The following is a 14,159-nucleotide window of genomic DNA, read 5'->3' as shown; positions in this document are numbered from 1 at the left end:
AATTTCACGTCTCCATAAATGAGTATTGATCAAATGTTTCATCATATTGCAATCGATATCTAGTCGATTTACCAAACTGTTTGCTTTCAAAGATAATTTCATTCACATGAGACCCTGCATTACTTAATTTATCGATAAATTCTACAAACTTAATGAATTGGAACTTGTCTTTTTTGTTTGGACGATAACCATTCTTTATCTTAATTAACAAGCGATATAACGAAAAATCAATTTCAATAGTGGGAAATTCCATATCTGAAACATATATTGTATTCTTTGCTTTGAATTGAATAGTCATCATTGTCAGAAACTTAAATAGTTCCTTGTCTTCAAGTGGACTGTTTCGTGTTATATGCGGTTCGATTTCCAACTTTTGAAGTGAATAATACTGCGTCTGCGGTTGCCCAACTTGAACATACACTAGATCCCCATTAGTTTCGCCATTCCATCTATAGATTGCATCACTTACGTCCTCTTTATAAAGCTTTGCTAATTTACCGATATCTCTCTTATTCCAGTGGAATAAATACATCATAAACTTCTCGAATGTTTCATCGCGAAAGAAATTATGCTCTACTTTTGGAATAAAGTAATAAAGATAAACAAACAGTTTAATCAAACGTTGTTTGTACCCTTGATCTTTGAGAGACGAACCGCTCCAGGGATTGTGTTGGAGAATTGAATTTGAAAAATAGGGCAACCGACTGATATCGATGTGATTGATGAACAACAAGTTTCCGTCTTTGATAGACTTAAATTCAATTAAATATTGATCAAGCTGTTCTGTTCTAATTTTGGTGGGGTTAACTCGATCAATCGCCTGGTGTAATGAAGATGCATCAGCTTTCTCGAAAACTTGGAAAGGAAGCAAGCAGCCCACATATTCCTGAAAGTCCAGCTCTAGAACAAATTCGGAAACACGCTTATGACTCATATTCTCCATAACCGATGGGACAAGCATACTGTAGATGAAATCCAGTAAGGCGCGAGTTGAAATAATCAGCTTTTCCTTTATCATTATCTGAATTAAGAGATGAATAATCTTATCCTGAACATCCTCATGTTGTAATAATTCATAGTTTTGAATTATGGGGTTTCTCGCAGCCAGCTCACGATCGTCTGCGTAATCTCTCAAATACGCCTGATAAAACGGGTTGTCATCTGTTTTTTGAGTAACCTTTTGAAAAATGCCTTTTATATAATCAGACTTAGGCCCACTCTCCGTAAGTTGATACATATGATAATCGCTAAAATTGACATATTTAAAAATCTGGTCGTCTGGACTCGTCTCCTCGTCAATTACAGATTCCAGGATCCTTTTCTGCTTAACATACTCCTTTAATCGGGTAAAAGCACTGCCCTCTTCAGAATCGATGAAGTTATTTAGAGCCCCGAGATTGATAGCTAGTACAATATTACGAGTACTTCCGGCTTCTAGACCAACATCGGAAAAAGGCTGAAGTATAGTAGTCAGCGTCTCAATAGAAGTTTTCTTAGGGGCAAAACTTTCAGTAGCATCATTATGAAGGTAGAAAGCAGACTCATCTTTTAAAAACGGGTGTTTATCCTTAAGATAAGATAAGATATGTGACTTACCATCGCCCACTCCTCCGCAAACCAATACCAGGCAAGCTCTAGGCGATTGAAAAGCTTCATTAATCCGTTGCTCGAGCTCTGCCTCAACCGGCCTTGGAACGTGCATGTATTTCTTAAACTCGCTGAAACTCTCCAAGTTCTCAACGGCTTCTTTAGACGATTGCCTACATTTTTTCAGAATGTCAATGAGATGCGGAGATTGTGTTGTATTCATTGCTATGCCTCCATGTATTTGAAGATTACCTCAAAGTTCGACTAAATAGGGGCCATACGATATAGGTCTTAAGTAATTATTCACTGTCTTTATTGTACTTTGTTTGGAGGGAAGTGGGAATACGTTATTAAAACAATAGCAAAATTAAAGAAGACACCTTGACGGCGTCTCTTAAATGCTCTTGTACCCATCTAAAATCGTAGTTAGTGAAACCAGATAACTTCGTTGAGAGAGAATTATAACGATATTATTACGAGATTAAGGCAAGGAGGAAGGTAAACGCTTGGCACGGTATACAAGAAAAGGGACAGGTCTAATTGCGGTTCGCCGAGCTTTGCAATTCTTGTTTTGCTAATATAGAAACACAGCGGTGACCAGACGCCGACCTTTACTACAGAACAGCTTATTCGATATAAGATAAACGTTCAGCTGCCATAGTTGGAGAACAAGATAAAATTAGGTTAGTACCATTTCATACCTTTTTCTTTTTATAGTCACTACCCATTATTGCTAAAGCACTAGCTGATAGTCCCCCAAAGAGGGCAGCAAACATGAGAATCAGAAGATAAGATACAACCACCGTTACCCAATTATCTAAGATTAATCTTCGCATATCTTCTTTGGTGAGACCAAGGACTACAGCAATAGTGCTTAATATGAGTAACCATTTAAAAGCTTCAAAAAGCGTTAGGGTTATTTCATTAAGTAATCTGTAGATAAAAGAATGGTTCCATAGATGTCGGTACCATCGGTGTTCTTTATAAATCGCGTTGAAATTTTCCCAAAAATCACCTTCAATCGTATTGGTTAAATCTGTGAATCGTTTCTCAAATTTGTCGAGGGTTTCTACATTAGGCTTAGCAAGATAGGTCTCGAAGAAAGCCTCTGTTTCTTCATAATATTTAATTAAACGCTTATTGGCTAACTTATAGAGATGAGACTCTGGATCGCTGTACTTTGTGAAGAAGGCAAGAATCATAGTCATCCTGTTTTTGGAATTTCTTTCGCGTTGAATCTTTAGTAACTCTTTTCTAATGGGGCCAATCGCTTTATCTTGATTTTCTTGCGCTTGAGCAAAAAAACGTTCTTGTTTCTTTTGTTTAACATAAGAAACATACCCCAAAATGACTGCTAATACCGCTGTAACAAAGGGTATATAGATCGACAAGTCTTTCATTTAAGTTCGCACTCCTCGTTAATATTTCCTGGACAATACTTAATTCGGCGTTTTGCTCATCTCACGCAAAACGGTAGCCACCTGTCAGTAACCTCATAACATGTTCACTATGAATGTTATTATATCCCTCACCAACCTCAAACCCTGAACGCGATCCCCAGCTCCCGGGCGCATCGGATTCCGTAGTAGCGTTCCAACGAATCACCTGCTTCAACGGCCTTCATTACAACGCTTCTCCATTCATACTGAGCAATGAGCCTCTGGCATGCTTCCAAGGCCCCTGCTCTCTGCTCCTCCGTCCAGCCCGAAGAGAGTCGCTCTGCCCACTGCTCGCCGCCTTCGTCCACTTCCAGGAAGTCGCGGATGCCCATCAGGACGGACAGATGCTTCGCGGTAGAACTCATATCGCCTGCCAATCTAACATAATCGGAAACCACCTGCGGAGCATGCTCATAGTCGTCGATGTCTTCGGCCGGGCCTCCATTCAGCAGTGCCTGTATAATATCCGTCGCTCCATCGAAGAGCTCCCCATCAACCTGGCCGCCAGCCAGCGCCACATGCAGCTCCCCGTTCATAGCACAAGTACAGGCCAGATATTCGTTCATGATGCTGTTCTGGCAGCCGTGGCGCAGCAGCCAATCCTTGATCTTCTGGCTGCTCGGCTCCAGCCTCTCGACGATGTTGATTTTCCCCCACCCGTTAACATGCTTCGCTAATTCGAAGAGCACTTCGTTGCTGTCTTCCATGCCGTTCTGAATGGCAACCGCCGCATAGAGCGTAAACTCCTCATGCCTTCCGACCGTAAGAAGCAGCTCCTTCACCTGCTCATTACGAAATAATCCCAGCAGCGCAATACCAAACTTCACAACGTTACGATGCGTCCCATGCTCCACCATCCATCTGGCCTCATCAAACAGCGCCTGCAGCTGCATCCCGGGATGCTTGCGCGCTTCATCCAACACGTCATCAATCAAGCCGCCTACATTGGACGAAACAACCATGCTGTACAGCGCCTTTCGAGTGGACGTTCTGGGCTTTAGTGAATGCTTGGCCAGCAGCTCGACCAGCTCACGCACATCGTCTGTATTCCCGCTTAGAGCGGCGTGATGTCCGAGGACTCCATCCATGGCCCCTGCTGCCCAGCGGATGCCGCTCCCGGTCAAGAAATCTTCATCATCCGGCAGGGAGCCGTCCACCGCATCTCCTTGCTCTCGTATGTACGAATAAATCGGGGTTCTCCCCGACCAGGGCGCTTGAAATACTTTACCGAAAAATTGCTTCATCGTTCATCACCTGACCTCATAAAGAACTTCATAGGAAAACAATACTCGAAGAGAGTAATGTTTTCCTATGCATAAATTAACCTCGCAGAGCATTACAACCGCGGATCAATCTCCCGCTCCTGCGCAACCTCGAACAGCAGGCTGGCCGCGATTTCCTGGTAAGCCGCATGCTGCGGCGAAATCTCCTCGAACGGCACCTGGAGCAGCTGCAGCCCCAGCTTGTACTCACTCAGCGACGTACGGACCTTCTGGCTGATGTTCTTCTGCTTCAGCAGCTTGCGATACTTATGCGGGAACTTGTAGTCATACCCGTAGATGATCGACAGGTAATCAGGATTGCGCACCTTCATATAAGGCACCGTCTTCCCGTTCCACACCTCCGGCTTGATAACGACGCCCTCCATCTGGTTCTCCAGCGTAAGCTTGGCAAAATAACGCTCCGCCGCCTCATAGCAGGCAGGGTCAGACAGCTCCAGCGTCAGTGCCTCGTCCTCCGACAGCAAAGCATACATCTCAGAGGTCTTCCACTCTGGAATCTGTTCGCGCCCGTCTTCATATATCAGCTTCAGAAGGGCAAAAGGCTTGTACGCCATCTGCTCATCCTGCGCATACAGCTCCAGCTGCCGCTTATAGGTGCGATAAGCCTCCATATGCTCATCTACAGGTACAAAGGTCTCCCGCACATCGTGAACATACTTATAGGTCTGGTAGGTGCTTGCGCCATATTTATCGCTCAAGGCCGCCTTCGGCATGCGGTGCTGGTCCTGCTCGAATCCGCTCTCCTCATAGGCTGCCACCAGCTGGCCGTAAGCCTGCTCGAATCCGTTGTTTTGGAGGAAGGCAAGCTCGGTCTCCAGCGCTCGCTCAATTGGCTTAAACTGCCGTGCAATCAGCCCTTCGCCAAGCGCCTTCCACGGGAGAAGCTCTCCATCCAGAACCATCATCGTGATCTGCTGCTCCTCCATATATCCGCCGAACTTATGCAGCAGCCTGCTGTAGATTTCGGATAAATCCACTTGATTGATTTTGTAGCCGTTACGGCTTACCGCAAAGCACTGCTCCACATCCTTATGCAGGTACACATTGCATCTGGATCCCATATATTTGGGCTGAAGGATGACCTGATCCACGCCGCGCTCCCGGAAGTAATCAAGCCCCCGCCTCAGCGATTCAAGCTCGTTCGTCTCCTGATTCTTGTCCGCCGGGGACATCGTACCGGAGATGAAGTTGATTTTGTGACGCGAGCAGTAATGAAGCCTCCGAACCTCATCCTCCCCCAGATCCCGGACCGATACCTTCTTCTCTTCCTTGAAGAGAACCTGCAGCTCCTCCGCTATAACCGTGTGCCGGGACTTCCGGGATTTGATGAACGGCTTATACGTCATACTGACCGATGTCAGCAGATTTCCGTGGACGCTGCCTGTGTCGATGTGAAGCTTGTTGCGAATCCGGAACGATTGCCCCGCTGCGATATGCCCGAATATGTGAAACGGATGAATCTTGACCGCCTCCTCCTTCAGAAAAGCAAGCTGCTCCTCAAGCGGCGCCTCCCGGTCGATTCGGAAGTTCCGCTGGTGCCGGACAGAGTTCGTATCCAGCTTGCCGATATACTTGTTCCTGCACGGCGCATGCGTCACGAAGAAGGACGGTCCCCTGGCCCCGACATACCGGTAAAATGGTTTCGACAGCGAAACCAGCTGCTGAAATTTTCCCAGCAGCTCCTTGTCGTTCATCAGAACCTGCGTCGAATCAAAGTACGTCTGCAGCAGCTCCTGATCGGCTCCCTTGACCTCGCCCCTTAAGTACTTGTCGACGAAGTTCTCGTGGTTCCCCATCACCAGGTAGAAGTATTCCTGATTAGCATGCAGGAATTCAATGATCTCTCTTGTTTGTTTGCCTTTGTCGATCCAGTCCCCAACGAGGACAATCCGGGTGTTCTTCAGCTTCTCCGGTGCAATAAGCTTGTTCTCATCCAGCTTAAAGCCATAGTCAAGCAGCAGGCCCTTCAGATCATCCACACATTCATGAACATCGCCGATCATGATGTACTGCTGGTCCTGAGGAAGCACGGTAGACAGATACGCATCGATATCCTCAATGACGATTTTGTACGCAGGATTGGCCCTGCCCTCTTCAGGGTTATAAAAATCCTTCGCCCTCACTCTATGAATCTTGGCATAGCCTTCACGGGGCAGCGCTCCGAGAACATCCTTTTTCAGCCGGTTAATATGATTCGTGATCAGCTTCTTCGAGCGCTCCGATGCATAGTAGTCATCCCGCTTCCGGTAGTCGAAGACCATGACCTCCAGATTATAGTTGTTCTGATGCGCGATCTCCTTCACCTTAGCCCGAAAATCCTCGGAAAGCCCTGTCGTATCGACGATCACAAACTCCGCATTAATCGGGAAGGACGTCGCCATCCTCAATCTCTCAAACAGCATATGAAAAGCCTGCTCGCTGGCCTCCAGCATGACCTGATCGTACTTGTCGTACTCGTAACCGAGAATCTCCTGCCGGATTTGGTCAGAGGAGAGGTATTGAATGTTAGCCCTGATGTTCCGCTCAGCATCTTGAAAACGCAGACCAGGGATCAGCACTTCCTTGGCGAACGTCGTTTTGCCGCATTCGGTTGAGCCGACCAGCATGATAATCGTATGAACCTTCGTCTGAATTTCCACGGGTCAAGCCCCCCTTTTCTTCAAAATAACACCTTGAGTCGTTCGTATATGATTGACGCCATCTCCAACGGCCACGAACTCAGCCTGCATGTCTGCCTCTTGTATGACCTCGCGCATCCACTGCTGGAACGCCTCCTCGCCCATCTCCCACTTGTGATCCTCATGCCGGAAATCGCTCAGCTCGTAATAACGATTGAAATCCGCGTTAGGCGTCGTAATGATGAAGTGGTCAAAATCCACATGCCTGCAGATCTGATGGATCAGCTGCCTGGCCTCCTCCTGGCTCATATGCTCAATAACCTCGGTCAAAATCACATCAACCTGCTCGCCGCTGTAGCTCTCCAGGAACAGATCGATCGAGGCGAAGGTGACGATATTGTCGATTTCCTTGGTCTCCGCCTTGCGCTTCACCTTCTCAAGCAGCTCCTCGTTGATGTCGATCGCGTAGTAGCTGCCCTCGATTTTCCCGGCATACGGAATGGCATAGAACCCTTCCCCGCAGCCCACATCCAGGATCGACTTGTTGAACGGCAGGGCGCTTCCAATGTAATTTCTCCGCTGCAGTGCCGTGCCGCCATATGCGAACTGAATAGCGTACCGCTCCGTCTTCTCCAGCTCCGCCTTGTACTTCTGGAACCGGTCTCTGGAGGATAGGAAGTTGCGGACGAACAGACTGCGTATGTAAAACGGCGCATCGATCACATTCACGCTCTTAATGTACTTGTCGAGGATGCTGTCCGAGATATCGATGTATTCATTGCCGAACATTGACAGGAACAGGCACAGCACACTTACGGCATGCAGGAGCTGATACAGACTCTTGTTCGTTGTGATCGTCAGCGAATAGCTCTTGTGAGCCTGATGGGTCATCGCAAACGAGAAATCCTTCAAGTGCTTCTCGAAAAACTCGATGTAACGGTCCCGTTCAATATGGATCATGCTGATGAAGAAGGTGTGCTCGTACCCTTCCACATCCCGTTCAGCCTGCGCCTTCAGCGGTGCGGAGAAAAACTCATTGATCGCATTAAGCGGAAACAGCGGCGTGTTGTATCTGGAGACATTCAGGTATTCGAAGTTTTCCTGCTCGTGCTGCTTATAGGAAATTTCGTTGTCCGCATCCTTGAAATACACATTATAGGTCTGGTCATACGTGTACCAGCCATAAGCCATGCCCTTGCGAACCGAGCGCAGCATCATGCCGGTGTTCGGGTTCTTCTTAATGAGAAACGAAAACTGCGGGTTGGTGGATCTGATTTGAACAATTGCCATTTCGGTCTGCTCCTAACTTGTCGAATGGAATAAACAATGTGTGAATTCATTTTCGCTTAGTGATGCCGTTACGAACAGGGCGAAAGTATTACGAGCGCGGCAGGATCGTTTCTAACCGGGCACTCGTTAATCTCCTTCCTATTAAGCTGGGGAATTGCACATTTTAAAAAATTGTCCAATTTTGTGCAGATATTACGGGAGGTTATTTATGGAAGAACAGCGAATAAGTAGGTTTGCTATGGAAGCAAGAGTGCTACAGACAGGGAAGTGAGAAGAAAAATGCAGCGGCTGATAATCGATTTGGCCCAGGTGAGTAGCAGCACGGTACAGCTGGGTACAGCAGGTCGAAGGCTCTCCCCTGTGCCCCAGCATGTACAGGCCGTGAAGAATAGGCTGGATAGCGCAATTGGTGCAAGGCGCGGCATACATAGCAGGTTAACCCAAGCGGCTGCGGATGCCAGCCGGATCACCGAGCGGATAGCCCGGCTGGAGTCTTTTGTGCTGCAGTCAGTGCAGCGTTACGACAATGCGGAGCGGCAGCTGATAAGCCGGGCAGCGGCTGTGGAGGAGCTTGCCGGCCGTTCGGTGAATGAAGCAGCTTTCCGGCCGGTGGATTGGGAGGAAGTAGATGTCCGGGTCCAGCTGCTGGCTAAGAAGCTGGGCGGGTTGCTGCCACAGATAGCGGGACTGATAGATGATGCTGAAGAACGGGCAGCAGAGACTCTGCAGCAGTTAATAGCAGGCTCAGCTCAGATCCTAGCCGCTATTACGGAATTTGTAATAGAACAGGTGAGCTTGGTTGTGCTGAATGTCCGGAATTCGCAGCCGAAGCCGGTGAACATAGACAATTTGAACCTCTTGATAGCAGCCTATGGTGCTGAGCGCAAGAAGCTGGTGGATGTGGATCAGCTGTTCTCCGGGGACAAGCTGGATGCCGATATACTAGACTTCCTCGCTTATGTGGCGAAGAAAGGCTTTCACCCGGTTACATTCGAAGGGCTGCCCTACTGGGATTGGCATATTGCGGCCGAGAAGCTGAAGGAGATCCAGGATGCGAATGCGGCAGAGCCCAGGTTCTGGGGCATTGATCTCGCAGAAGGACTGTACGAGGGCGGCAAATCCGGGGTAATGGGTATCGCTTCATTTGGCTATGACTTGTACGATGATCCGTGGGGAACGGCCAAGGCAATAGGCGAAGGCGCCAAGCAGATTTCAATAGATATCTATAATGAAACGAACAAGCTGATAGACGACCCGTTCCTGTATGTGAATAATAAGGCTACCAACCTGAAGATGACGGCGGAAGAATTCTTTGCACTTTCTCCGAACGAACAGGCCAGATTAATTGGCGAGACGCTGGGCCGTGAGGTTGTCTATGCCGCTGCTGGCGGCGTGGCTCTCAAGAGCGCAAGGGGAGTCATCTCTGTCGCCGGGAAGGCTGGGACCCGTCTGGATGACGTAAGCATTCAGATCCGCCAGGGCGCAGTCATGCTGTTGGACAATGCAAAGCTCGCTGGTCAGCGGCTGGCAGATCCCGGATGGCTCCGCCCGCTGAATTTTGCTCCCGCAGGAGGCCCGGGAATGCCTGATGTCCGCCTCATGGATGGAGGCAAGCAGGAGCTGCCGCCCAAGAAGAATGCCGTGCAGGAGAATTACCTGCGGGCTATGGATGAGAAGGCTGAGGGGACTGGTAATGTTTTAAGCAATATTAAAGGATTAGATGACATCTTGAATGACCCTAGTAAGTTAAAAGGGGTTACACCTGAAGAACTTTATAAGTACCTAAATGATAATGGGTATAATCCATCACCACTAAATAAGAGTCGAAACTATACAGGAGTGCCTTTTGAAGAAGGTGGAGGCTTTAAAATTAATTGGGGTGGTGACAGAATACTACAGTACCATCCGGGAAGTAGTTATCATGGGGATGTACCATACTATAAAATATCTTCAGGCAGTACAGGAACACAAAGATTTGATATGGACGGAAATCCTTTAGAATAAAAAGTAGAGGTGACACATGGAGACAGTTGAAAATAAAATCATTTCATTATTTAAAGAACTAAATTACAAGGAAAAAGTAATCAATAATTCTGTTGTTTATGAATCTGAAGGGAAATATCTTAAATTAACCTTTATTAACAAGTTAAAATCATACGTTATTGAATATGCCGATAGTTATGACGAAGCTACCAAAAATCTTTTTGAAGATGGTGATTTATATCCTATAACAATGGATGAAGACGAACTAATTTGTAAGATGCGGAACGAAATAATTAACTCATAATTGTAGCTAGCGGCACTATCGTTGCATAAAAACCTGGAAGACAATTTAGATAACCAGTTTCTACCATGAAAACCAAAAGGCCGAGCAGTCGCCCTGTCAGTTTTATGCTTTATGAGAGTGTAGAACAAGCTCTTAAAAGACCAAGTTTAATGGTGACACCATGACGAATAGGTATTTAAAGTTTGGTATAAGTATTGATGATATGGAACTTGTGTCCAAGGATTTACAAAACCTCTTAAACATATGCTTTGAAGAGCATGAAAGTAGCTACTGGGGAGAATATAATGTTGCCCAGTTATCCGAAACCGAGAGTGTTAGGACTTTAACCTTAGGAGATGATTCCTATATTACATAGGAGTCATCTTTAATTATTGTAAGGGTTGCGGTAATGAATAGGCTGGGAACAGGATTCGGCTTAAAACTAGCTAATATACCTACTGGTTAACCAGCAGAAGATTTGATGTCATGACACACAATCAAACGATTTTACCATGCTATTCTTGAGAACTACCATACAAGAGTGATTGTTGCTATAAAGACCCGATAGAATTAGGTCGTGATTAGTTGCGTTTTCTATAAGTATCCGAAAGAAAGTACTTACATGATTGGTAGCATGTCTTTATACGACTCATGAGGTGAACATATGTATCAATACCATGGTTGGGCGGTTGTTATAGAAGGCACTGGTGATGAGGCAGGTAACGGGGGAAAAGTAAACATTTATGAAAAAGTTAAAAAGTATATTGAAGATTTACAACCGAATGTAGATGTGTTAGACATGAAGGCGATAAATGGACAATATCATCTTTGGATGACGGGCTTATGGAATCGTGAGCCTTCATCAAAATTTAGTCCAGCAGAAATAATGAATAACATAGGGATTATTGCTCCTGGTTCATATGGCATGCTCTATGTTTTTAATAATGAGCACCCAAAACATTCTAATGAGTTTAAAGTATATGTTCTTGCGAGGGGAAACGTTGAAGAAAAAAATGACCCATTTTTATCGCCATTAATACCGGTTGTAGCTGATGACTCCGATATTTAGCTGAATATAGCCAATGCCAACTAAGACAAAAATAAGAGGGCCGCAGCCTATTCAGGCTCGCACCCTCCGTTCCATCAAAAACACCACGTGCACCGATCCAACAAACACTAAAACAAATCCATCTGCTCCACTTCTCCGCCGGTCCTGTCCATTGACTCCGGCGCATGATCGCGGAAGTAGGCCTTGTGTTTTGCAAGCAAAAAGTGCTCAATATTGCAGCAAAAAGTGCCTAAGAGATTTGCCAGGATATGAAGCTATACGGGGACTCGTTCCATCGCTTGCTTGAAGCGGAAGCTCTCACCCGTGAATGAGAGAATATGAGCATGGTGTACCAGCCGGTCCACAAGAGCGGAAGTCAGCTTAGTATCTCCGAAAATCGACGTCCACTGGCCAAATTCTAAGTTGGACGTTACAATCACGCTTTGTCTTTCGTAACAGTCGGCAATCACATTAAACAATAGCTCAGAGCCGGTCTGGCTGAAAGGTACATAACCGACCTCATCCAAGATGAGTAAGTCAGCCTTTCGCAGTTTCTCCCGTAATCGGTTCACCGTTCCTGAGGCAAACTTCTCCTGCAGCAAAGCCACTAGATCCGAAGCGCGGTAAAACTGCACCGCCTTGCCTTGGCGGCATGCTTCTACGCCGAGTGCTGTAGCCATATGCGTTTTTCCGGTGCCTACTGCCCCCATGAGCAGCAGGTTCTCCTTACGCTCCAACCACCCGAGTTCCAGCAGCATGGCGGGACTGCTGCCGCTTGGAAAGGAGATGTGGTCATACACATAGCCCTCAAAGGTCTTAATATGTGGGAATCCAGCTTGTTGGACAAGCTTACCCAGTTTCGCACGCCTGCGGCCATCCAGTTCAGCCGTTAGCAGTTGCAGAACCACACCATGCAGCTGTTCGTCCTGCTGCAGCGCAACATGTTCGACGACATGTGCCAGCCGCAGCTGCCGGCACAAATCGGCCAGTTCTGGCTTCATGTCAGCTCACCCCCGTCAGCTTGTCATAGCGCTGTAGTGAAAACTCCACTTTGGTACTCGGCGGTGAGATTGTCTCCTCTAAAACGGACGGTATATCCCGACTGCCTGACCTCATGCCGAGAACAGCGGTTATACGTTCAACGGTAGCTTCTGTACCGAGAAGGTGGAGAGCATCCTCTATTTCCCTCATCGTGTACACGCTGCTCCAGTGGGCTAGGGCTAGGAGGCGTTCCTTGCGCATATCTAGTTCCTTTACCGTAGCATAGAGCTGCAACGTTTGCGGCAGCATGCGAATGAACTGAGAGTGAGTCACACTTCGCGGCTTGCGCAGCAAGTTAGTAAAGACTTGTTCCCACGGAATGTCAGCGGTCTTGCCAGTGTAAGGCCGAGGGATTTCTCTTACGAGCTGGTGGTTGTTATTGAGGATAACCAGGCGGTCCCAGTAGGTTTGGATCATGACCTGGCTTCCTGGTTGAACCAGTCCCAGCATAGGAATGGTGGTTTCATCCACTCGAATCTCTCCGTATTTATTGACCGCCGCAGCAGATATACGAAAGGCTTCAAAAGCCACCTCCGGCAAGACAAGTAACTTTGCCCGTTCCTCTTCCCACAAGTCAGCGATTCGCTGCCCCTTGGCATAGTGTGTACGCTCTTGGTCTAGCAAGGCTTGCTTAGCAAACACAGCAGCAAGCTGCTCGTGGCTCTCATAAATCGGGATCGGGACAGCCCAGTTCCGTTTCGAGTACCCACATTTATTCTCAACATGTCCTTTCTCATGTCCGCTGTACGGGTTGCAGAACACTGCTTCGAACCGATAATGCGCACAAAATCGCTGAAACCCGTCCGTTAATTGCCGTTCACCATGCTTCTCAATATGTACAACCGCAGCAGACAGATTATCGAACCAAATCCGAGAAGGAACCCCTCCAATTTGCTCGAAGCATTGCTTTAACGCTTCCAGAAAGCATTCCTGGTTTTCTGCTGGGGTCGGATAAACGTACGCTGCGTTGCTGTAAGGAAACGAGATGACCAGCAGTTTATAGGTCAGCAGCTCCTGGTCTTGGCTCACCTCAATCGTCGTGAAATCCACTTGCGCTTCACCGGCTGGATGCTCGAGCCGCTCGTAGATTTTGGCGCGTTCCAGAGCCAATTCTGCCTTACGCTTCTTTACATAAGCAAGCACGGTACGCTGTCCGCCGGTAAACTCATACTCGTCTCGCAAACGCTGGAACACTCGCACTCCCGTGTGCCGTTGCTTCCGTGGGAGCAGGCGGTCCTCCTCCAGCCAGGTGTCTACGATATCCATAAACGGCCCCATGACCGGGCTTCTGCTCTTCTTTTTCTTCAGCGATTCATTCCAGTTGGACTGATCCGCATATTTCTTGGCTGTCCGCCAATGTATGCCCATTTCTCTAGCAATTTCGTTTACCGAAAGCCCTTCTGCTTCCCGTAAAAATCTGATATATTGTTGTTGAGGCATTTTCAGCATCCTTTCGTAACTCCTTCGCTAGTTCTCGTCAAACTTAACGATAGGAGGAAGTTGGGATCCTGACAAGTGTCTCTTTTTTGCTTTCTAGTTGAGCATTTTTACGCTGCAATCTTCGGCATTTTTAGTATGCAATAAACA

Annotated in this window: 10 protein-coding genes; 3 read left to right on the top strand and 7 right to left on the bottom strand. The window is 47.2% G+C overall.

Annotated elements, in window-relative coordinates; genetic code table 11:
* Positions 1 to 4: 4 nt before the first annotated feature.
* The 5 genes from dptF to DNH61_RS24760 form a co-directional block, all read right to left on the bottom strand.
* Positions 5 to 1,810 (bottom strand): DNA phosphorothioation-dependent restriction protein DptF, encoded by a 1,806-nt coding sequence (gene dptF, locus DNH61_RS24780; RefSeq protein WP_111149649.1) that lies wholly within the window; start codon positions 1,808 to 1,810, stop codon positions 5 to 7.
* Between the two features lie 472 nt (positions 1,811 to 2,282).
* Positions 2,283 to 2,987, bottom strand: a complete 705-nt coding sequence (locus tag DNH61_RS24775; RefSeq protein ID WP_111149648.1) for a hypothetical protein — start codon at positions 2,985 to 2,987, stop codon at positions 2,283 to 2,285.
* 137 nt (positions 2,988 to 3,124) lie between these two features.
* Entirely contained in the window at positions 3,125 to 4,270 is a 1,146-nt protein-coding gene (locus DNH61_RS24770; RefSeq protein WP_146241149.1) for a limonene hydroxylase, read from the bottom strand.
* A 92-nt stretch (positions 4,271 to 4,362) separates the two neighbouring features.
* A complete protein-coding gene (locus tag DNH61_RS24765) occupies positions 4,363 to 6,948 on the bottom strand; it encodes a metallophosphoesterase (RefSeq protein ID WP_111149646.1) in 2,586 nt (861 codons plus the stop codon).
* Positions 6,949 to 6,951: 3 nt separating this feature from the next.
* A complete protein-coding gene (locus DNH61_RS24760; RefSeq protein ID WP_111149645.1) occupies positions 6,952 to 8,217 on the bottom strand; it encodes a class I SAM-dependent methyltransferase in 1,266 nt (421 codons plus the stop codon).
* A 279-nt stretch (positions 8,218 to 8,496) separates the two neighbouring features.
* Between DNH61_RS24760 and DNH61_RS26630 the strand changes: the two genes are divergently transcribed.
* The 3 genes from DNH61_RS26630 to DNH61_RS24745 all read left to right on the top strand — a co-directional run bounded on the left by DNH61_RS26630 (position 8,497) and on the right by DNH61_RS24745 (position 11,552).
* Positions 8,497 to 10,221 (top strand): hypothetical protein, encoded by a 1,725-nt coding sequence (locus DNH61_RS26630; RefSeq protein ID WP_220036960.1) that lies wholly within the window; start codon positions 8,497 to 8,499, stop codon positions 10,219 to 10,221.
* A gap of 16 nt (positions 10,222 to 10,237) precedes the next feature.
* On the top strand, positions 10,238 to 10,504 hold the full coding sequence (locus DNH61_RS24750; RefSeq protein WP_111149644.1) for a hypothetical protein: 267 nt from the start codon (positions 10,238 to 10,240) through the stop codon (positions 10,502 to 10,504).
* Positions 10,505 to 11,147: 643 nt separating this feature from the next.
* Positions 11,148 to 11,552: an Imm7 family immunity protein gene (locus DNH61_RS24745; RefSeq protein ID WP_111149643.1), complete on the top strand. Its 405-nt coding sequence runs from the start codon at positions 11,148 to 11,150 to the stop codon at positions 11,550 to 11,552.
* Positions 11,553 to 11,806: 254 nt separating this feature from the next.
* Here DNH61_RS24745 and istB read toward each other — a convergent pair whose 3' ends face one another.
* A complete protein-coding gene (istB, locus tag DNH61_RS24740; RefSeq protein ID WP_111145329.1) occupies positions 11,807 to 12,532 on the bottom strand; it encodes an IS21-like element helper ATPase IstB in 726 nt (241 codons plus the stop codon).
* 1 nt (position 12,533) lies between these two features.
* The gene (gene istA / locus DNH61_RS24735) at positions 12,534 to 14,012 is read right to left on the bottom strand and encodes an IS21 family transposase (RefSeq protein ID WP_181438570.1); all 1,479 of its coding nucleotides are present in this window, start codon (positions 14,010 to 14,012) and stop codon (positions 12,534 to 12,536) included.
* Between the last annotated feature and the right edge of the window lie 147 nt (positions 14,013 to 14,159).

The organism is Paenibacillus sambharensis (assembly GCF_003233845.1).
Lineage (GTDB): Bacteria > Bacillota > Bacilli > Paenibacillales > Paenibacillaceae > Paenibacillus_I > Paenibacillus_I sambharensis.
The sequence above is the reverse complement of the archived record's forward strand: the minus strand, read 5'-3'. Positions and strand labels throughout refer to the sequence as shown.

What these genes read in the sequence shown, in the direction of transcription:
- DNH61_RS24775 (WP_111149648.1), bottom strand. Translation starts at nt 2,987, where the DNA reads ATGAAAGACTTGTCGATCTATATACCCTTTGTTACAGCGGTATTAGCA.
- DNH61_RS24770 (WP_146241149.1), bottom strand. Translation starts at nt 4,270, where the DNA reads ATGAAGCAATTTTTCGGTAAAGTATTTCAAGCGCCCTGGTCGGGGAGA.
- istA (WP_181438570.1), bottom strand. Translation starts at nt 14,012, where the DNA reads ATGCCTCAACAACAATATATCAGATTTTTACGGGAAGCAGAAGGGCTT.
- dptF (WP_111149649.1), bottom strand. Translation starts at nt 1,810, where the DNA reads ATGAATACAACACAATCTCCGCATCTCATTGACATTCTGAAAAAATGT.
- DNH61_RS26630 (WP_220036960.1), top strand. Translation starts at nt 8,497, where the DNA reads ATGCAGCGGCTGATAATCGATTTGGCCCAGGTGAGTAGCAGCACGGTA.
- istB (WP_111145329.1), bottom strand. Translation starts at nt 12,532, where the DNA reads ATGAAGCCAGAACTGGCCGATTTGTGCCGGCAGCTGCGGCTGGCACAT.
- DNH61_RS24750 (WP_111149644.1), top strand. Translation starts at nt 10,238, where the DNA reads ATGGAGACAGTTGAAAATAAAATCATTTCATTATTTAAAGAACTAAAT.
- DNH61_RS24760 (WP_111149645.1), bottom strand. Translation starts at nt 8,217, where the DNA reads ATGGCAATTGTTCAAATCAGATCCACCAACCCGCAGTTTTCGTTTCTC.
- DNH61_RS24745 (WP_111149643.1), top strand. Translation starts at nt 11,148, where the DNA reads ATGTATCAATACCATGGTTGGGCGGTTGTTATAGAAGGCACTGGTGAT.